The 18,885-nt window shown below is 46.2% G+C and carries 20 protein-coding genes and 1 tRNA gene; all 21 read right to left on the bottom strand.

Annotated features, from left to right (window positions below; all coding sequences use genetic code 11):
- Positions 1–7 precede the first annotated feature (7 nt).
- The 21 genes from ACO0K3_RS08300 to secG all read right to left on the bottom strand — a co-directional run bounded on the left by ACO0K3_RS08300 (position 8) and on the right by secG (position 18,779).
- On the bottom strand, positions 8–676 hold the full coding sequence (locus ACO0K3_RS08300; RefSeq protein WP_422983587.1) for a hypothetical protein: 669 nt from the start codon (positions 674–676) through the stop codon (positions 8–10).
- 37 nt (positions 677–713) lie between these two features.
- Entirely contained in the window at positions 714–1,721 is a 1,008-nt protein-coding gene (dapA, locus tag ACO0K3_RS08295; RefSeq protein WP_422983585.1) for a 4-hydroxy-tetrahydrodipicolinate synthase, read from the bottom strand.
- 91 nt (positions 1,722–1,812) lie between these two features.
- On the bottom strand, positions 1,813–2,067 hold the full coding sequence (locus ACO0K3_RS08290; protein ID WP_422983583.1) for a hypothetical protein: 255 nt from the start codon (positions 2,065–2,067) through the stop codon (positions 1,813–1,815).
- A 393-nt stretch (positions 2,068–2,460) separates the two neighbouring features.
- Complete coding sequence (locus ACO0K3_RS08285) at positions 2,461–3,036, bottom strand: NUDIX domain-containing protein (RefSeq protein ID WP_422983581.1); 576 nt, start codon at positions 3,034–3,036, stop codon at positions 2,461–2,463.
- A complete protein-coding gene (locus tag ACO0K3_RS08280) occupies positions 3,029–3,337 on the bottom strand; it encodes a DUF2818 family protein (RefSeq protein WP_422983579.1) in 309 nt (102 codons plus the stop codon). The genes ACO0K3_RS08285 and ACO0K3_RS08280 overlap by 8 nt, the downstream gene beginning before the upstream one ends.
- A gap of 22 nt (positions 3,338–3,359) precedes the next feature.
- Positions 3,360–4,835, bottom strand: coding sequence for an NADH-quinone oxidoreductase subunit NuoN (gene nuoN, locus ACO0K3_RS08275; protein WP_422983577.1), 1,476 nt, complete (start codon positions 4,833–4,835; stop codon positions 3,360–3,362).
- A gap of 158 nt (positions 4,836–4,993) precedes the next feature.
- Positions 4,994–6,487 carry an NADH-quinone oxidoreductase subunit M gene (locus ACO0K3_RS08270; protein WP_422983575.1) on the bottom strand — a complete coding sequence of 498 codons (1,494 nt, stop codon included), beginning with the start codon at positions 6,485–6,487 and terminating at the stop codon, positions 4,994–4,996.
- A gap of 21 nt (positions 6,488–6,508) precedes the next feature.
- Positions 6,509–8,560, bottom strand: a complete 2,052-nt coding sequence (gene nuoL / locus ACO0K3_RS08265; RefSeq protein WP_422983573.1) for an NADH-quinone oxidoreductase subunit L — start codon at positions 8,558–8,560, stop codon at positions 6,509–6,511.
- Between the two features lie 101 nt (positions 8,561–8,661).
- Positions 8,662–8,970, bottom strand: a complete 309-nt coding sequence (gene nuoK, locus ACO0K3_RS08260; protein WP_262835889.1) for an NADH-quinone oxidoreductase subunit NuoK — start codon at positions 8,968–8,970, stop codon at positions 8,662–8,664.
- A complete protein-coding gene (locus ACO0K3_RS08255) occupies positions 8,971–9,618 on the bottom strand; it encodes an NADH-quinone oxidoreductase subunit J (protein ID WP_422983571.1) in 648 nt (215 codons plus the stop codon).
- A gap of 27 nt (positions 9,619–9,645) precedes the next feature.
- Positions 9,646–10,134 carry an NADH-quinone oxidoreductase subunit NuoI gene (gene nuoI, locus ACO0K3_RS08250; RefSeq protein ID WP_422983569.1) on the bottom strand — a complete coding sequence of 163 codons (489 nt, stop codon included), beginning with the start codon at positions 10,132–10,134 and terminating at the stop codon, positions 9,646–9,648.
- Between the two features lie 12 nt (positions 10,135–10,146).
- A complete protein-coding gene (gene nuoH, locus ACO0K3_RS08245; protein ID WP_422983567.1) occupies positions 10,147–11,211 on the bottom strand; it encodes an NADH-quinone oxidoreductase subunit NuoH in 1,065 nt (354 codons plus the stop codon).
- A complete protein-coding gene (gene nuoG, locus ACO0K3_RS08240) occupies positions 11,211–13,538 on the bottom strand; it encodes an NADH-quinone oxidoreductase subunit NuoG (RefSeq protein ID WP_422983565.1) in 2,328 nt (775 codons plus the stop codon). Before nuoG ends, nuoH begins: the two co-directional genes overlap by 1 nt.
- 32 nt (positions 13,539–13,570) lie before the next feature.
- Positions 13,571–14,866 carry an NADH-quinone oxidoreductase subunit NuoF gene (nuoF, locus tag ACO0K3_RS08235; protein WP_422960365.1) on the bottom strand — a complete coding sequence of 432 codons (1,296 nt, stop codon included), beginning with the start codon at positions 14,864–14,866 and terminating at the stop codon, positions 13,571–13,573.
- Positions 14,866–15,354 (bottom strand): NADH-quinone oxidoreductase subunit NuoE, encoded by a 489-nt coding sequence (gene nuoE / locus ACO0K3_RS08230; RefSeq protein WP_422983563.1) that lies wholly within the window; start codon positions 15,352–15,354, stop codon positions 14,866–14,868. The genes nuoF and nuoE overlap by 1 nt, the downstream gene beginning before the upstream one ends.
- Before the next feature lie 40 nt (positions 15,355–15,394).
- Positions 15,395–16,648: an NADH-quinone oxidoreductase subunit D gene (locus tag ACO0K3_RS08225; protein WP_422956059.1), complete on the bottom strand. Its 1,254-nt coding sequence runs from the start codon at positions 16,646–16,648 to the stop codon at positions 15,395–15,397.
- On the bottom strand, positions 16,648–17,244 hold the full coding sequence (locus tag ACO0K3_RS08220; RefSeq protein WP_422983561.1) for an NADH-quinone oxidoreductase subunit C: 597 nt from the start codon (positions 17,242–17,244) through the stop codon (positions 16,648–16,650). The genes ACO0K3_RS08225 and ACO0K3_RS08220 overlap by 1 nt, the downstream gene beginning before the upstream one ends.
- A gap of 39 nt (positions 17,245–17,283) precedes the next feature.
- Entirely contained in the window at positions 17,284–17,760 is a 477-nt protein-coding gene (locus ACO0K3_RS08215) for a NuoB/complex I 20 kDa subunit family protein (RefSeq protein ID WP_262835880.1), read from the bottom strand.
- A 6-nt stretch (positions 17,761–17,766) separates the two neighbouring features.
- Positions 17,767–18,126, bottom strand: coding sequence for an NADH-quinone oxidoreductase subunit A (locus ACO0K3_RS08210; protein ID WP_422983559.1), 360 nt, complete (start codon positions 18,124–18,126; stop codon positions 17,767–17,769).
- Between the two features lie 111 nt (positions 18,127–18,237).
- Positions 18,238–18,322: transfer RNA gene (locus ACO0K3_RS08205), tRNA-Leu, on the bottom strand.
- A gap of 85 nt (positions 18,323–18,407) precedes the next feature.
- Positions 18,408–18,779 carry a preprotein translocase subunit SecG gene (gene secG / locus ACO0K3_RS08200; protein ID WP_422983557.1) on the bottom strand — a complete coding sequence of 124 codons (372 nt, stop codon included), beginning with the start codon at positions 18,777–18,779 and terminating at the stop codon, positions 18,408–18,410.
- Between the last annotated feature and the right edge of the window lie 106 nt (positions 18,780–18,885).

Raw genomic sequence — 18,885 nt, 5'->3', positions numbered from 1 at the left:
TGATCACTTAATCACCAAAAACTTCAATGTATAAATCTTGTATCTCTTGCGCTGTTTGCCTGTCCGCACATTCGCTGATTGCCAGTCCCTCCTTGTAGGCCGCATGCAAAACCGCATCTGCATGTATTGGTCTAGTAAACAACTCAGCAAAAGGAACGCCTGCAACAAATTGTTTGGCGGCGTCTAAACAGTCAGATGTGGGATAGGTAGAACGGTAGGTAATCACAACAAGAATACGCAGACTAGGGTTAAATTCACGAGCGGCGACGATTCTTGCGGTCAGTTTGTCTTCGCTAAAGCAATTTGAATTTACAGAATCAATCCTATCTGTATTAAATTGATCGGAATCCAACGCAATGACTACCAAGCGTGCAGCGATCAATGCGGACCTGCTGCCCAGAGAATCACGAGCTTCGGTATCAATGACAATATCTTGAAAGCGGTAGCCTAAATTTTCCAACTCTGGCTGCATTCCCTTACCGCTAACAGCTCGCGCCATGACCGCAGGACTAATACCACTGGCATTGCGCTCGGTACACCAGCATAAGGACGACTGTTTAGGATCATTATCCACCAGCAATACCTTACGTCCGGTCTGAGTACGCAAGGCAGCAAGGCTATCTGCCAGCATGGATTTTTCGGTGCCGCCAGTTTGATTGGCAATCGTAATTATCATAATGTTCTTTTTTTGCAAACTCTGCTTTAATCGGGATTTAATGAACTAGTTCTTTACTGGGTTCTGAAGCAAGCTCAGCAGAACACTTAGGAGAAAATGTCGTCTCGGTGATTAATTGCAATTCCAATTCGCGCTGTGATATTTTCAGCGAGCTAAAATTTGATACGTTAGGACTAGGTATGGCCATTACTTGCTCAAGGGCTTTTGCTAACTGGAGTTTTCCCTTATTGGACATAGGTGTCATCGGCAAACGCATACTGTCTTCTGTACCCCACAACATAGATAAAGCAGCTTTGACCGGTGCCGGATTTGGTTCCGAAAACAAGACTTTAATCAATGGTAATAATTGGCTGAATAAGACTAAGGCCTCTCGCGTTTTTGAATGCCCTATTAAATGCAACAAATGGACAAATAAATCTGGGCGTATGTGTGCAGATGCAGAAATAGCACCATGCCCACCCATGGCAAATACATCAAACATCAATGCGTCGTCACCGCATAAAACATTGAGTCTAGCCTGACTGAGTAATGCGCTGGTCTGGTCTAATTGACCGCCACAATCTTTGATCGCGACAAATTTAGGATTAGCAGCAAGTGTGGCGACTGTTTCCAAGTCAATATTGGCGCCAGTTCTGGAAGGAATGTTATATAAAATAATGGGACGGTCACTCGCTGCGGCCAAGGCCTCAAAATGTAAGCGTATGCCTTCTTGCGATGGACGGACATAGGTTGGTGCAGAAATCAGATAAGCCGCTGGCGTAATACCGAAGCGCGTCAAGCGCTCCACCATTGCATGCGTGCCACTACCACTTAAACCTAATGCAACAGGAAAATTGGCGGGAACCGCTTCTTGAATCGCAGCGAGTAATCGCGCTTGTTCTGCATCATCAAGGGTCGCTGACTCGCCGGTAGTACCACAAACAACCAGACCTTTGACACCAGCATCAGTCATTTGCAGAGCGAGTTGCTGCGCGGCTCTCAAATCAATTTTTTGTTGTCGGAAAGGCGTGACCAAGGGCACCCAAATACCATCAAATGTAGTCATAATCGTTTTCTTTCATCGATACAAGAGGGATTGATTAAGAGATGGGGCTAAGCTTTTAGTCTCTCTTCTTCTCACTGATCAGATCTAAAACTTAGCGGACAAGCGTCGGAGATAATGGCGTAATTTTTCCAAACTCAGCACTTGGTAAAGCCATCATGACTGCGTGAATAATGGTTTCAACTGCTGGCTTTGCCAGGCACAACCAAACGATCATGCGACTAGCGTGGTCTACAGGCTGCATGCGAATATAGGTGACCAACTTGCCACAACGATTTAATATCAGATGCCTTAATTCGGTAGCGCAATCACTATCGACGGTAATCCGCATCATAAATTCTGGCGACATAACTTGTCGTTGAATGCGATAAGATACCTTGGGAAAAGTAACTGTTGTTGACGCGTATTTTGGTTTTGCGAGAGACGGGTTACTGTTGCTACCATCCGATGAGAGAGTCTTCGCTGAAGTAAATGCGGAAACCAAAGAAAAGCGCGAAGAACTAGATGCTGAGGTAATGCGATTCATGGAATTAACACGGGTTGTTGTGGTGATTCCAAGATAGCACCAGCGCGGTAAAGATTCTCTAAAAAGGTCCGCTCAAGATATAAACATGACGTAAAAATGATTTGCGTCTGCTTTTACCACAACAATAAAAAAGCCACTTTTCCTCAAAGTGGCTGGCTTGATCTTGATGTAGATTTTCAACCTACATTATCAATTTTTCTGATGACTATTAAAGAATCACCAGTTTTCAGAAAGTACTTTTTGAAGCCAAAAACTGCCGATAACAGTTTTTACGTCCGTGATTTTTCCTGTCCTCACCCAGTCTAAAAGTTCAGGAATAGTCGCAGTAAACGTTTCGAGAAATTCTTCTTCATCTAACTGCGCTTTTCCGGCAACCAGTCCTTTGGCAAGAAAAATATCCAGATGCTCATCTGAGTACGCAATTGCGTTATGAATCGTACAAAGGTAACGCCACTCGGTTGCGGTGTACCCAGTCTCTTCGAGCAATTCGCGTTTAGCGCAAACTAGGGCATCTTCATCAGGATCAATTTTACCGGCCGGGAATTCGATAAACACCTGATTGAGTGGATAGCGAAACTGACGTTCCATCAGCACAGTACCATCATCAAGCAATGGCAAAATGACGACCGCACCAGGATGTTTTATATATTCACGGGTAACTTGATTAGCATCAGGTAAACGAACTATATCTTTTTCGACTTTGAGAAAACTACCTGAGTAGGCGAGTTCTCCACTCACTTTTATCTCAGCAAGATGAGGATTCGCATCCGGGCTCAGTGTCAGCTTATCCATGCTGTTTTCTCAGATAACGATATACAAAACCCGGAAACGCAAGAACAATGAACAGGCATGAAGTAATCGCATAGAATTCCCAGGTCTGGGGAAAGCGATTACCTGCTTTAGATTCGAGCAGGCTGGCGATGAACCCAAGCGAGAAATAGAAGACCGTTAGCTCAAACAAACGGAACCAAAAGGGCTTTGCGAGCCAGCTAGACAATGGAATGATTGCAAACAGGCGATCATTGAAAAACGGCAGATTGGCCGCGATTATCGCCAAGATAATCACCAGCCAGGCAGATGCAGAAACTTCCACTAAAGAGTATCCGGAAAATACATCAGGACGCTAAGGTCTTGATGATCGCATTGGTGCAAGCCGACATCAAAGAACCTGGCATCAAGCCCATCACCAGAACAGCAATACCGTTAATGCTAAGAACAATACGCATATCTGTACTAGCGATGATCGCATGTTGATCTGCCGGCTGATCAAAGTACATCAATTTCACTACGCGAATATAGTAGAAAGCACCAATCAATGAGAACAGAACCGCTGCCACAGCGAGCCATACCTGGCCAGTTGCCAGCACAGCTTTTAATACAGACAATTTCGCGTAGAAACCCATCATTGGCGGGATGCCAGCCAGTGAAAACATCAATAACAACATCACCAGTGCAAACCATGGGCTACGTTTATTGAGGCCTTTCAAATCATCGAGATTTTCAGCTTCAAAACCTGAACGTGCCAACAACATGATCACGCCAAAAGTACCCAGTGTCGTCAACACGTAAGTGATGCTGTAGAACATAGAGGCACTATAAGCTTCGGCAGCAAAACTTGTATTGTGACCCACCACGCCTGACAACAAGCCCAATAGCATAAATCCCATCTGGGAGATCGTTGAGTAAGCAAGCATGCGCTTCAGATTTGTCTGAGCGATCGCTGTAATATTACCAATGGCCATGGACATCACAGCTAATACGACCAGCATTTGCTGCCAGTCTATCGCTTGTGGGAAAAGTCCTTCAACGAGCAAGCGAAAACAGATAGCAAAAGCAGCGAGCTTCGGCGCACCACCCAGCAAGAGCGTGACTGCGGTAGGAGATCCCTGATAAACGTCAGGCACCCACATATGGAACGGTACAACACCGAGTTTAAATGCCAGACCAGCGACCAGGAAGACAATACCGAATACTAGAATCTGCTTGTTTGCAGCAGGCGAAGCAGCAGCCTTAGCTACTTCTGCCAGATCCAGCGATCCAGTTGCACCGTACAACATGGATATACCGTACAACAGGAAACCGGATGCTAGAGCGCCAAGAATGAAATACTTCATCGCCGCTTCTGTTGATACAGTATGGTCTCTGCGCAATGCAACCAAGGCATAAAGAGACAGAGACATCAATTCCAGACCAAGATAAATGACCAGGAAATTATTCCCCGAAATCATTACCATCTGACCAAGCAATGAAAACAGGGCAAGTACATAGAACTCACCACCTAATTTGTCATTTGTCATGCCACGATCAGCCGCATATTGACGGCCATAAATCAATGTCAAACCGACTGCGATATAGGAAAATAATTTAAGCAAATTCGACATCGGGTCGGACACAAACATTTTATTACTTAGGTAAACCGAAATATCTCCGCTAGGATTCATCACCGTCAACACGCCACATATCGCCAGAGTCAAGATACTCAGTGCGTATGTCACGTTACGTTTATCATCTGCTAAAAACATGTCGATCAACAAAATCACGCAGATCGCCAGGAGCAAAAAGATTTCAGGATAAAGTGGTATCAGGTTCATATAGTTTCGTTTGTACTAAGTACTAGCATCGATCTGTAGTTGCACGAGCATTTTGTATGCCCGCTCACAATTCAGTCTTTTGTTATTTCTAAGCGTATCATCCGGCTTATTGCTCAGTTAATCGCTCAATTCATTGTCCAGCTAATTATTCAACGTACTCAGGGTGTGATTTTTGTCGCTGCGACATGCTTTAATAAGTCTGCAACAGAAACCTGCATTGCATCAGTGAATGGCGCTGGGTACAAACCCATTGCAATGACCGCGATCGCTAAAACACCCAACATGAAAAATTCGCGTTTATTAAGATCTGCCAACTGTGCGACATGCTCATGCACAATCGCACCGAACACAACCCGCTTCACCATCCAGAGAGAGTAAGCAGCACCGAAGATCAGCGCGGTCGCCGCTAGCATACCAATCCAGAAATTAAACTGGACCGCACCAAGGATCACCATGAATTCGCCAACGAATCCCGATGTCGCCGGTAAGCCGCAATTTGCCATTGAGAAGAGAACGAATAAAGCAGCAAACTTAGGCATCGTATTCACAACGCCACCGTAATCAACGATCTGACGAGAATGCACGCGATCGTACAAGACACCGATACACAAGAACATTGCTCCGGAAATAAAGCCGTGTGAAATCATCTGAACAATCGCACCTTGTACCGACATGTCGTTAAACATGAAGAAACCTAGTGTGACAAAACCCATATGAGCGATCGAAGAATACGCCACCAGTTTTTTCATATCTGCCTGTACCAGTGCCACTAAACCAATGTAGATAACGGCAATCAGGGACAAGGTAATAATAAAGCCAGATAAGTAATGACTCGCATCCGGTGCAATCGGCAGAGAAAAACGCAAGAAACCATAGGCACCCAATTTCAACATGATGGCTGCCAGAACAACCGAACCACCGGTTGGCGCTTCTACGTGAGCATCAGGCAGCCACGTATGCACTGGCCACATTGGCACTTTGACCGCAAACGCCATCAGGAAAGCCAGGAAAATCATAATCTGTGTTGACAATGGCAATGGCAACTGGTGCCAGGCCAAAATATCGAAGCTGTTCCCTGCCTTAAAATACAAGTAGATAATCGCGACCAAAGTTAACAGAGAACCCATCAACGTATAGAGGAAAAACTTGAATGCGGCATACACACGATTTGGACCACCCCAGACACCAACGATGATAAACATCGGTATCAGAGTCGCCTCAAAGAATACATAAAACAGCAATCCGTCCGTGGCGCAGAAAACACCAATCATTAGGCCGGACAATATCAGGAAAGCCCCCATATATTGCGCAACTTGTTTTTCAATGACTTCCCAGGCAGCAATCACAACAATTACCGTAATGAAGGCAGTCAATGGCACCAGCCATAATGAAATACCGTCAACGCCTAATGCATAGAAGACGTTCAGGCGCTCTATCCAGGCACTCTTTTCCACGAACTGCATACCATGCGCTGCGTTATCAAAGCGCTCAATTAGAGGGATGGTTACCAGCAAACTGGCTAGCGAGCCGATTAACGAGACACCACGTGTCAGTCCGGGATTGCTATCGCGACCAAATGCCAGCACAAAGAGTCCAAAAATAATGGGACACCAGATTGCGAGGCTGAGTAAGTAAGAAGTTGACTGCATCATGAGTTCTTTTTTATGAATTACTTATTTAGCTAACGGGAACATGAAGGGAAACATGAAGTAAGACAAGAAGCCTAATACTCCAAGAATCATCACAAACGCATAGTGGTACAGATAACCAGTCTGCAACAAACGCACTCCCTTAGACAACCATCCAACCAGTTTGGCACTGCCGTTAACGACTAGACCATCAATCAAGCTTTTATCGCCGACATTCCACAAACCACCACCCAGTAAGCGTGCGCCACCAGCAAAGACGATCTCATTGAATCTGTCCATGTAATATTTATTGTCAAGCAGAGCGTAGATTGGACCGACGTTCTTTTTAATCGCCGTAGGAATTGATGGCTTAACCATATAAAACACATAAGAAGTCACCACGCCAGCCAGAGCCAACCAGAATGGCAGAGATGTCAGTGCATGTATTGCCATTGCTACCGGGCCATGGAATTCGTGTTTAAGCTCTTCCATCGCATGATGCGCTTCATCAACAAAAATAACGCCCTTGAAGAACTCACCAAACAACATTGGCTCTATCGCGAGGAAACCTATCAGGACAGAGGGAATAGCCAGCAAGACTAGGGGCAACCAGACAACCATTGGTGACTCATGTGGTTTTTGACCCGGCGCCAAACCGTGATGATGATCATGGTCATCATGCGCATCTGCCTCATGATCGTCATGATGATGCACATGACCAAAATTCTCTTTCCCGTGGAACACCAGGAAATACATACGGAAAGAATAAAAAGCGGTCACGAACACACCGGCAAGTACCGCAAATTGCGCAAAGCTTGCACCTGGCAAATGGGATGCCTGTACCGCTTCAATAATGCTATCTTTGGAATAGAAACCAGAGAAAAACGGTGTCCCAATCAATGCTAAGGAACCAAGCAAAGAGGTAATCCAGGTAATTGGCATATATTTACGCAAGCCACCCATGTTGCGGATATCCTGATCATGGTGCATACCAATAATCACGGAACCGGCGGCTAAGAACAATAACGCTTTAAAAAACGCATGAGTCATCAGGTGAAATACAGCTACGGAGTAAGCGGAAGCACCCAGAGCAACGGTCATATAGCCTAGCTGCGACAGAGTTGAATACGCCACGACGCGTTTGATGTCATTCTGGATGATACCCAGGAATCCCATGAACAACGCGGTAATCGAGCCGATGACCAAAATAAAGGATAAGGCGGTATCAGACAATTCAAACAACGGCGACATGCGCGATACCATGAAAATACCTGCCGTCACCATCGTTGCAGCGTGAATCAAGGCAGAAATTGGCGTGGGACCTTCCATGGAATCTGGCAACCATACATGCAAAGGAAATTGCGCAGATTTACCCATTGCACCGATAAACAAGCAGATACACGCAACAGTAATCAGCATCCAATCTGTTCCCGGCAATAAAACCTTCGCCAGTTCTTCTTTTTTAGCAAACACTTCCGCATAGTTCATCGAACCTGCATAGGCTAACAACAAACCAATTCCCAAAATGAAACCAAAGTCGCCGACGCGATTCACCAGGAAGGCTTTCATATTTGCGTAAATCGCAGTTGGTTTGGTATACCAAAAACCGATCAGCAAGTAAGAGACCAGACCAACCGCTTCCCAGCCGAAGAATAACTGCAGGAAGTTATTGCTCATGACCAGCATCAGCATCGAGAACGTAAATAAGGAAATATATGAAAAGAAGCGGTTATAGCCCTCGTCATCCTGCATATAACCAATTGTGTAGATGTGAACCATCAAAGAAACGAAAGTGACGACACACATCATCATCGCAGTCAGACTATCGACTAAAAATCCGACTTCCAACTTCAAACCTGCGACTTGCATCCACTGATATAAAGTACCGTTATAAGTTGCGCCATCCGCCACTGCTGACAAAGTCATGCAAGAAATAATGAACGCAATCAACACGCCTGAAATAGTCGCAGTATGAGATACCTTACGACCTACCAGATTGCCAAAAAATTTTGTACCTAACAGACCCGCAATGGCAGAACCCGCAAGAGGTGCCAATGGTACAGCCAGTAGTAAATGTGGGTTAAGTTGCCCCGCCATGATGACCCTTTGTTAGCTTATTACTTTTTTTAAATCGCCAGTGAGTTTAATCTGGTTGTCGTTGTGTCCAAAGATCACAACAAGGCAACCGGCAAAACTCGTTATCCTTTGAGCGCATCCAGATCTTCTACATCAATGGTATCCATATTGCGGAACATCACCACTAGGATAGCCAGACCAATCGCAGATTCTGCAGCAGCCACGGTCAGAATAAAAAATACAAAAATCTGTCCTGCTGCATCACCAAGATAATGCGAGAACGCGATGAAATTCATGTTAACAGCAAGCAGCATCAACTCGATTGCCATCAATAGAACGATAATATTTTTGCGATTCAGAAAAATACCGACGATAGAGATCGCGAATAAAATCGCACCTAATATCAGGTAATGTGTCAATGTTAAAGTCATTTACGCCTCTGTCTGTTCTGTTGTTACGCCCAAACCAGCTCTGTCGCGGGCACGGTCAGAATCGGCAACCATACTGACCATGCGAACACGGTCATTACGCTTAACTTTGACGGCTTCGGCAGGATCAAAATATTTACTATCTTTACGACGACGTAAAGTCAGCGCGACTGCGGCTACGATCGCTAGCAAAAGGATCGCAGCAGCAACCTCAAAAGCGAACATATAATGAGTAAAGATTTCTATACCTAATGACTTGGTATTGCCAATATTGTCTGATGCAGCAGGAACATGATTATCAGGGCGCAAAAATCCGCGCCATAACACTGCTGACATTTCCAGAACAATAGCTACACCCACACAAGCAGCAAGAGGGAAATGACTCCAGAAGCCCTGACGTAACTTATCCATATTAATGTCAAGCATCATCACAACAAACAGGAACAACACCATCACAGCACCAACGTACACCAGAACCAGTACAATCGCCAAAAATTCAGCTTTCAACAACAACCAGATACCTGCAGCAGTAAAAAAAGCGAGAACTAAAAACAATGCAGCATGTACCGGACTTCGTGCGGTAATAACTTGAATCGATGCGAAAATCAGAATCGCAGCAAACACATAAAATAAAGCAGTGGTAAATTCCATAGCGAGCTAAATCCTAGTTATACCGAATTAACGGTAAGCCGCATCAGCGGCGCGGGCGGCAGCGATTTCTGTCTCGTAGCGATCACCTACAGCCAACAGCATTTCTTTGGTGAAATATAAATCACCACGCTTTTCACCGTGATATTCCAATACGTGAGTTTCTACAATCGAATCTACCGGACATGATTCTTCGCAAAATCCGCAAAAAATGCATTTAGTTAAATCGATATCGTAACGCGTCGTACGACGTGAACCATCTTCCCGTTGGTCAGATTCAATCGTAATTGCCATTGCTGGACAAACTGCTTCACACAACTTACAGGCGATACAACGCTCTTCTCCGTTCGGATAACGACGTAAGGCATGTAAGCCACGAAAACGTGGGGATTGCGGTGTTTTTTCTTCTGGGAATTGCACTGTAATTTTGCGTGCGAACATATAGCGACCAGTCAAAGCCAGTCCCTTTAGTAATTCGCGCAGCATCAGGCTGCCAAAAAAATCCTTGATTGCTTCCATTTTTTTAGCCTCTTACTTCCAAATATTCCATGGAGTTTGCATCCATGCTGCGACAATCACCAGATACACTAGGGTTAGCGGAATAAATACTTTCCAGCCCAGACGCATGATCTGATCATAGCGATAGCGAGGGAAAGATGCGCGTGCCCAGATAAACATGGAAACTACGATGAAAGTCTTGATGCCAAGCCAGATCCAGCCTGGAATGAAATCCAAGAAACCTAGCGGTGCAGACCAGCCACCAAGGAACATCAGAGAGGCCATTGCAGAAATCAAGATCATGTTTGCATATTCAGCAAGGAAAAACATTGCAAATGACATCCCTGAATATTCCACCATATGACCAGCAACAATCTCTGACTCACCCTCAACCACGTCGAACGGATGACGGTTCGTTTCAGCAATACCTGAAATGACATAGACTACGAATACTGGCAATAAAGGCAACCAGTTCCATGAAAAAATATTCAACCCGTGGCTGGCAGCAAAGCCATGAGTTTGACTATTCACGATATCTGTCAAATTTAAACTGCCAGAGACCATCAGTACGATGACCAGTACAAAGCCCATCGCAATTTCATACGAAACCATTTGCGCAGACGCCCGCATCGCACCGAGAAAAGCATACTTTGAGTTGGATGCCCAGCCAGCAATAATGATGCCGTAGACTTCCATCGAAGTAATCGCCATTACTAGCAAAAGACCGGCATTAACGTTTGCCAGTACTGTTTCCGGTCCGAATGGAATCACTGACCAAGCAGCCAATGCCGGCATAATCGTCATGATCGGAGCCAGAATAAATAATACTTTATTGGCTTTGGCAGGAACGATGATTTCCTTAAGCAATAATTTCAGTGCGTCAGCGATTGGTTGCAATAAGCCAGCGGGACCCACACGATTCGGGCCAAGACGGATATGCATCCAGCCTATCATCTTACGTTCCCATAAGGTCAGGTAAGCAACACAGCCCATTACAGGTAAAGTGATGCAGACTATCTTCACGAGAGTCCATACCAGAGGCCATAAGGCACCCAGATATTGCTGTCCGTATGTCTGAATAGTGAGTAATAAGTTCATTACGCACGCTCCACAGTAACTGCACCAAACATTGGACCTAATGACTTAGTCAAGATATGACCTGCAGCAAGGCGGACTACATTATCAGGTAAGTTTTTACCCAAAACCGCTGGCAATACTGCAGAACCTTGACCTTGAGTGATCTTAACGTAATCGCCGTCTTTTAAACTTAACTTTGCAAACTGCGCCGCACTCAGATGAACTTCAGGCGTCTTTGCATCTCTGGTTTTTTGCAAGGACTCAGATCTTCTGACAATGGCGTCCGTACTGTAAATCGACACGTCGGCAATACGTTCCAGGCCCTGAGAAATAGCATCACCCGCCAGCACAGGAACGCCAGCAGTACCCATATTATTGAGGCTTGTCACTACCGTCGCGACATCCTTGCCCAGCAAAGCATCGCGAATTGCCTCGGAAGTTTCGAACTCAAACTCAGGCAAGTCAAGCAGATTGCCGAGCACGCGCAATACTTTCCAAGCCGGACGGGTATCACCCAGCGGCTTCACAACGCCATGGAAACTTTGTACGCGACCTTCACAATTAATGAAAGTACCGGCAGTTTCCGTAAAGGGCGATACTGGCAGCAATACATCAGCGTAATCTAAACCGTGTTTGTAGGCAGACAAAGAAACAACCATTTCAGCCTGATCCAAGGCAGACCTTGCTTGCTGAGGATTAGCACAATCTAATTCAGGTTCTGCATGCAAAAGCACATATGCTTTTTTTGCTTGTGCAAATAAGTTTTGCGCATTCGCCGCATTATTTGGCACAGCTCCGGCAAGATATCCGCCAACCGTATTCGCGGCTTCGGTCAGATAACCGAAACTTGCACCAGCATTCTGCGCAATCCATTGTGACAAAGCGTGTAGCTTTGCCGCATCAGGATGCTGTGCAGCAGCGTTGCCCAAGAATACGCCCGCATTAGCTTTCAAGATACCATCAGCAATCAATGCTGCTTTTTCAGAAGCTTGGACTTGCTCAAAGCCAGTCGGTTTTGCGATTTCCTTTTTAACAGCGACAGCAACTGCAATCTCAGCGAGGAAATTCAACCAGGCAGACGGCGCGAGCACGGCATTGTTTGCCAATTTAATCAGCAACTCATCGTCTGTCGCATGCAGGACACTCAACTTAGCACCCATTTTGACCGACTGACGCAAACGTGCCGCTAGCAAAGGATGGTCCTTACGCAAGAAGGAACCAATGACAAAAATATTCTTCAATTGCGCAAAATCAACAATCGACATACCCAGCCAAGGTACTACTTTGCTCTCTAACGAGAAATCAGACTGGCGCAAGCGGAAGTCCACACTATCAGAACCCAGACCACGAACAAGCTTTTGTAGCAAACTGAGCTCTTCCAAGGTCGAACTTGGCGTGGCTGCTGCCGCAATAGCCGCAGTGCCGTGTTCATGTTTGATGTTACGCAAGCCATGCGCTACATATTCCAAGGCTGTTTGCCAGTCAGTTTCCTGCCACTGGCCACCTTGTTTAATCATTGGCTTAGTCAGGCGTTCTTCGCTATTCAAACCTTCATAAGCAAAGCGATCCTTGTCGGAAATCCAGCATTCATTGACCGCTTCGTTTTCCAAAGGTACGACACGCATCACTTTGTTGTTCTTCACCTGAACAATCAAATTGGCCCCTAGTCCATCATGTGCGCTAATCGACTTACGACGGGATAATTCCCAGGTGCGTGCTGAATAACGGAAAGGCTTGGATGTCAATGCGCCAACCGGACAAAGATCAATCATGTTGCCGGACAACTCGGAATCAACGGTCTTGCCAACGAAAGAAGTGATCTCGGAATGCTCACCGCGACCCAACATGCCCAGCTCCATCACACCGGCAATTTCCTGACCAAAACGAACACATCGGGTACAGTGAATGCAACGGCTCATTTCTTCCATAGAAATCAATGAACCGACATTCTTATGAAAAACTACCCGTTTTTCCTCTTCATAACGTGAACTAGTGGAACCATATCCTACTGCCAGATCCTGCAATTGACATTCGCCACCCTGATCGCAAATCGGACAATCCAGAGGGTGATTAATCAATAGGAATTCCATCACGCCTTTTTGTGCTTTAACCGCCTTATCGCTGTTAGAGCGCACGATCATGCCGGCAGTTACAGGAGTCGCGCAAGCAGGCAAAGGCTTAGGCGCCTTCTCCACTTCGACCAGACACATACGGCAGTTCGCCGCAATGGATAATTTTTTGTGATAGCAAAAATGCGGAATATATGTGCCAAGTTTGTTGGCAGCATCCATTACCATGCTGCCTTCTTGCACTTCAACTTTTTTGCCGTCTATTTCGATTTCAACCATGGTTTACTCTGAAGTACGCTACCTGAGCTGGCTTAAATGTAAGCGGGAACCAAGCAATGTTTATGCTCGATGTGATATTCAAATTCTTCGCGGAAATTCTTGATGAAGGCACGTACTGGCATCGCAGCAGCATCACCCAAGGCACAAATAGTACGTCCCTGAATATTGTCCGCAATCGAATTCAGCATGTCGAGATCATCTGCCCTGCCCTGCCCGTGTTCGATGCGATGCACCATACGATAGAGCCAGCCCGTACCCTCACGACAAGGTGTGCATTGACCGCAAGACTCTTCAAAATAGAAGTAAGACAAACGCAGTAACGACTTGACCATGCAACGGGTTTCATCCATCACAATCACAGCACCGGAACCCAGCATCGAACCTGCTTTAGCGATCGAATCATAGTCCATATCTGTTGCCATCATCACGTCGCCGGTCAATACTGGCATGGATGAGCCACCAGGAATAACTGCTTTAATTTTCTTTCCATCACGCATGCCACCCGCGAGCTCCAGCAAAGTCGCAAACGGTGTACCAAGCGGAACTTCGTAGTTACCCGGTTTAGCCACATCGCCAGACATGGAGAAAATCTTAGTGCCGCCATTGTTTGGCTTACCTAGAGCTGCGTATTTTTCACCGCCCATGGCAAAGACAAACGGGACTGCTGCAAACGTTTCGGTGTTATTGATGGTGGTTGGTTTGCCATACAGGCCAAAGCTCGCAGGGAAAGGCGGCTTAAAGCGTGGCTGACCTTTTTTACCCTCTAAAGATTCCAGCAAGGCCGTCTCTTCACCACATATATACGCACCATAACCATGGAATGCGTGCAACTGGAAAGAAAATTCAGAACCGTGAATCTTGTCACCGAGCATACCGGCGGCGCGTGCCTCTTCAATCGCTTCTTCAAAGCGATCATAGTCAGCGAAAATTTCACCGTGGATGTAGTTATAACCGACCGTAATGCCCATAGCGTAGGCACCGATTGCCATACCCTCAATCAATGCATGTGGGTTGTAGCGGATAATATCGCGATCTTTGAACGTACCGGGCTCGCCTTCATCGGTATTGCAGACCAGATATTTTTGCCCGGGATATTGACGTGGCATGAAGCTCCACTTCAAACCCGTAGGAAAACCTGCACCGCCGCGACCGCGCAAAGAAGATGCCTTCAGCTCAGCGATTACCTGCTCTGGCGGAATTTTTTCATCAAGAATGCGTTTTAAGGACTGGTAGCCACCGCGTGCAACATAGTCTTGCAGATGCCAGTTTTTGCCGTCCAAGCCGGCAAGAATTAAAGGATTAATATGGCGATTATGCAGACTCGTCATTATTTGCCCGCCTCTGTGAGTTCCGTAACCAGTGAGTCGATTTTATCATTCGACATGAAGCTGCACATACGCTTGTTATTGACGAGCATGACTGGCGCATCACCGCATGCACCCATGCATTCCCCCTCAACAAGCGTGAACAAACCATCAGGACTGGTATCTTTATAATCAAGACCTAATTTTGCCTTCAGATGATGCGCTGCGCGCTCACCACCAGACAAGGCGCATGGCAAGTTCGTACAAACTGAAATTTTGAATTTACCAACTGGCTTGGTATTGTACATATTGTAAAAGGTTGCAACTTCCTGTACTGCAACTGCAGGCATACCGATGTAATCAGCCAAAGTTTGCATCACTTCCGGCGAGATCCAACCAGTTTCATCCTGTGCAATCGCCAAAGCCGCCATGACGGCAGACTGACGTTGGTCACCTGGAAATTTTGCCAATTCCCGGTCAATTTTTTTAAATGCCTGCTCTGATAACACCATAGCTTTTGCCTCTATTGTTGACACGCTTTGATTGAGTAATCTAGCGGTCAATCTCACCAAACACAATATCTTGCGTACCGATAATCGTCACCGCATCGGCAATCATATGACCCTTTGCCATCTCATCCAGTCCTTGCAAGTGTGCGAATCCAGGAGCACGGATTTTCAAGCGATACGGCTTGTTCGCGCCGTCAGACATGAGGTAAATACCGAACTCGCCTTTTGGATGCTCTACCGCAGCATAAGCTTCGCCAGCCGGAACATGAAAGCCTTCAGTGAATAATTTGAAGTGATGGATCAATTCTTCCATATTGGACTTCATATTTACACGTGAAGGCGGTGCGACTTTGTGATTTGTTGTAATCACCGGACCAGCATTATTACGCAGCCATTCGACACATTGCTTGATGATACGGTTTGACTGACGCATCTCTTCTACGCGTACCAGATAACGATCATAACTATCGCCGTTAACACCAACGGGAATATCGAAATCCAATAAGTCGTAAACTTCATACGGCTGTTTTTTGCGCAGATCCCACTCAATGCCGGAACCACGTAACATCGGACCAGTAAAGCCCATTGCTTTAGCACGCTCAGGAGAAACGACACCGATACCAACCAGTCGTTGCTTCCAGATACGATTGTCCGTCAGCAAAGTCTCATACTCGTCAACATAGGTCGGAAAGCGATTTGTAAAATCTTCGATAAAATCGAGCAGAGAACCCTGACGATTTTCGTTCAGGGCACGCATTGCTTTGTCGTTCTTTAATTGCGATGTTGTAAACTTCGGCATTTGCTCTGGCAAATCGCGATATACACCACCTGGACGATAGTAAGCAGCATGCAGACGCGCGCCAGACACTGCCTCATAGCAGTCCATCAAATCTTCACGCTCGCGAAATGCGTATAAAAATACTGCCATCGCACCGACGTCCAATGCATGCGCACCTATCCACAGCAAATGATTCAGCAAACGTGTAATTTCGTCGAACATTACGCGGATGTATTGCGCGCGCAAAGGCACTTCCAAGCCAAGCATTTTTTCAATTGCCATGACGTAGGCGTGCTCATTGGCCATCATCGACACATAGTCAAGACGATCCATGTATGGAACCGATTGCAGGAAAGTTTTTTGCTCAGCTAACTTCTCGGTCGCACGATGCAACAGACCGATATGCGGATCGGCACGCTGAATCACCTCGCCATCCAACTCCAGCACCAGACGTAGGACACCGTGGGCAGCGGGATGTTGGGGACCAAAGTTCAGTGTGTAATTTTTAATCTCAGCCATTATTTCACTCCGTAGTGCTCTTCGCGAATGATACGCGGCACATTTTCACGCGGATCTATCGTAACGGGCTGATAGACAACGCGCTTTTGTTCAGAGTCATAACGCATTTCAACATAACCAGATACAGGAAAATCTTTGCGAAAAGGATGACCGATAAAACCATAATCAGTCAAAATGCGACGCAAATCATTATGACCGTCGAACAAAATACCAAAGAAATCAAATGCTTCGCGCTCATACCAGTTTGCGGCATTCCAGACGTCGATTACGGATGGCAAAACTGGCATTTCATCGTCAGCAGCAAATACCCGGACGCGCAAACGCCAGTTATGCTTAATCGACAGCAAGTGAGACACTGCAGCAAAACGTGCGCCAGTCCATTCACCATCGCCATATGCTGAATAATCAACGCCACACAAATCAATCAATTCCTCGAAAGCAGTGGAAGAGTGATCACGCAGATCCTGCATGACCTGCAAATAGACCTGAGGCGCGACCACAACGGTCAGCTCACCCAAAGCCATAGTGGATTGCAGCAAACGATCGCCCAAGACATCTTTTACCGCTGCCTCGAGGATTTCTAATTTTGTAGTCATAGTGTAAGTGCCGCCCTAAATTCGCTTGAACTGAACAGATTAGCGCGCAATCGTATTGGTGCGTTTGATCTTGTTTTGCAACTGAATAATGCCGTACAACAGAGCCTCTGCAGTTGGCGGACAACCTGGCACATAAATATCAACTGGCACAATACGATCACAACCACGCACCACGGAGTAAGAGTAGTGATAATAACCACCACCATTGGCACACGATCCCATGGAAATAACCCAACGAGGCTCGGCCATCTGGTCGTACACTTTACGCAAAGCGGGCGCCATTTTATTGCACAGCGTTCCGGCCACAATCATCACATCCGACTGGCGCGGCGATGGACGAAACACCACACCGAAACGATCCAGATCATATCGCGACGCACCTGCATGCATCATTTCGACCGCACAACAAGCCAGACCAAAAGTCATTGGCCACATCGAGCCTGTGCGCGTCCAGTTAATTAGCTTATCAGCCGTCGTAGTGACGAAGCCTTCGCTCAATACACCTTCAATTGCCATAATCGATCACTCCCAATCCAGGGCGCCCTTTTTCCAGATGTACCAAAAACCAACTGCGAATTCCAGGACAAAACCCAGCATTATCAAGAAACCAGACCAACCCAGGTCACGCATTGCTACGCCCCAAGGAAAAAAGAAAGCTGTCTCAAGATCAAACAGGATAAACAGAATCGCAACCAGGTAATAACGCACATCAAATTTCATACGTGCGTCTTCGAAGGCTTCAAAGCCACATTCGTATGGAGATGTTTTTTGACTATCCGGTTTAAATGGAGCAAGAATGCGACCAAGAATTTGCGGAACTACACCAACCGCAATACCAACCAGAATGAAGAGAAGAACAGGGAAATAATTTTCGAGGTTCACGTTAGGCTACCTGTATTTGAACGCCACATTGAAGTGATTCACTCTAAAAGCAAGAGGAGCATTACCACCACCCCTCCGACCAGACCAGCAAGAAAACTGGTCGTATTTTTTTGGTGCCGACGACGAGACTCGAACTCGTACAGCTTTCGCCACTACCCCCTCAAGATAGCGTGTCTACCAATTTCACCACGTCGGCTTAAGCCCTGCATTCTACTATGTCTAGCGCAATTGTTCAACGCACAATTGCAGACATTCAACGTTTTTTGCAGAGTAAAACCGTTTTATTTCGGTATTTGATTAGCTTGACCCGCTGCATTAGCAGGAGCAGCAACCGAGCTGGCCGAAGCAGCTGCCGACGCCGGTACTACTTTTGCCGCCGTAGGCAAATTATCCAGCACACCACCAGTGCTAGTGCGATTGCCACCTATGAATGCCAGAGCGAGGGTCGCGCCAAAAAATACTGCGGCGGCGATGCCTGTCGATTTAGATAAAAAGTTAGACGAGCCCGTCGCGCCAAATAAACTACCGGAAGCACCTGAGCCAAATGAAGCGCCCATATCAGCGCCCTTGCCGTGCTGCAAAAGCACCAGACCAATAATTGCCAGCGCGGACAAAACCTGAATAACCACAACTACCGTAAACAAAGTATGCATTCAAAACACCTAAATTAATTAATTTTAAAACTAAATATAAGCCAGTAAAAATGCCGGCCCATCATTAATCACATCAACCAACGAACCTACCATGACAAGTCGCAAA

It is taken from the genome of Undibacterium sp. Rencai35W (assembly GCF_049340185.1).
GTDB lineage: Bacteria > Pseudomonadota > Gammaproteobacteria > Burkholderiales > Burkholderiaceae_D > Undibacterium.
This window is presented reverse-complemented; position numbering and strand designations above follow the sequence as displayed.

Excerpts from the sequence above, each read along its gene's own strand:
- nuoG (WP_422983565.1), bottom strand. The coding sequence starts at position 13,538 with ATGGTTGAAATCGAAATAGACGGCAAAAAAGTTGAAGTGCAAGAAGGC.
- nuoF (WP_422960365.1), bottom strand. The coding sequence starts at position 14,866 with ATGACGAGTCTGCATAATCGCCATATTAATCCTTTAATTCTTGCCGGC.
- ACO0K3_RS08285 (WP_422983581.1), bottom strand. The coding sequence starts at position 3,036 with ATGGATAAGCTGACACTGAGCCCGGATGCGAATCCTCATCTTGCTGAG.
- ACO0K3_RS08220 (WP_422983561.1), bottom strand. The coding sequence starts at position 17,244 with ATGACTACAAAATTAGAAATCCTCGAGGCAGCGGTAAAAGATGTCTTG.
- nuoH (WP_422983567.1), bottom strand. The coding sequence starts at position 11,211 with ATGAACTTATTACTCACTATTCAGACATACGGACAGCAATATCTGGGT.
- ACO0K3_RS08270 (WP_422983575.1), bottom strand. The coding sequence starts at position 6,487 with ATGATGCAGTCAACTTCTTACTTACTCAGCCTCGCAATCTGGTGTCCC.
- nuoI (WP_422983569.1), bottom strand. The coding sequence starts at position 10,134 with ATGGAAGCAATCAAGGATTTTTTTGGCAGCCTGATGCTGCGCGAATTA.
- nuoK (WP_262835889.1), bottom strand. The coding sequence starts at position 8,970 with ATGACTTTAACATTGACACATTACCTGATATTAGGTGCGATTTTATTC.
- ACO0K3_RS08290 (WP_422983583.1), bottom strand. The coding sequence starts at position 2,067 with ATGTCGCCAGAATTTATGATGCGGATTACCGTCGATAGTGATTGCGCT.
- nuoN (WP_422983577.1), bottom strand. The coding sequence starts at position 4,835 with ATGAACCTGATACCACTTTATCCTGAAATCTTTTTGCTCCTGGCGATC.
- ACO0K3_RS08215 (WP_262835880.1), bottom strand. The coding sequence starts at position 17,760 with ATGGCAATTGAAGGTGTATTGAGCGAAGGCTTCGTCACTACGACGGCT.
- nuoL (WP_422983573.1), bottom strand. The coding sequence starts at position 8,560 with ATGGCGGGGCAACTTAACCCACATTTACTACTGGCTGTACCATTGGCA.
- ACO0K3_RS08300 (WP_422983587.1), bottom strand. The coding sequence starts at position 676 with ATGATAATTACGATTGCCAATCAAACTGGCGGCACCGAAAAATCCATG.
- dapA (WP_422983585.1), bottom strand. The coding sequence starts at position 1,721 with ATGACTACATTTGATGGTATTTGGGTGCCCTTGGTCACGCCTTTCCGA.
- ACO0K3_RS08255 (WP_422983571.1), bottom strand. The coding sequence starts at position 9,618 with ATGGAATTTACCACTGCTTTATTTTATGTGTTTGCTGCGATTCTGATT.
- nuoE (WP_422983563.1), bottom strand. The coding sequence starts at position 15,354 with ATGGTGTTATCAGAGCAGGCATTTAAAAAAATTGACCGGGAATTGGCA.
- ACO0K3_RS08225 (WP_422956059.1), bottom strand. The coding sequence starts at position 16,648 with ATGGCTGAGATTAAAAATTACACACTGAACTTTGGTCCCCAACATCCC.
- secG (WP_422983557.1), bottom strand. The coding sequence starts at position 18,779 with ATGCATACTTTGTTTACGGTAGTTGTGGTTATTCAGGTTTTGTCCGCG.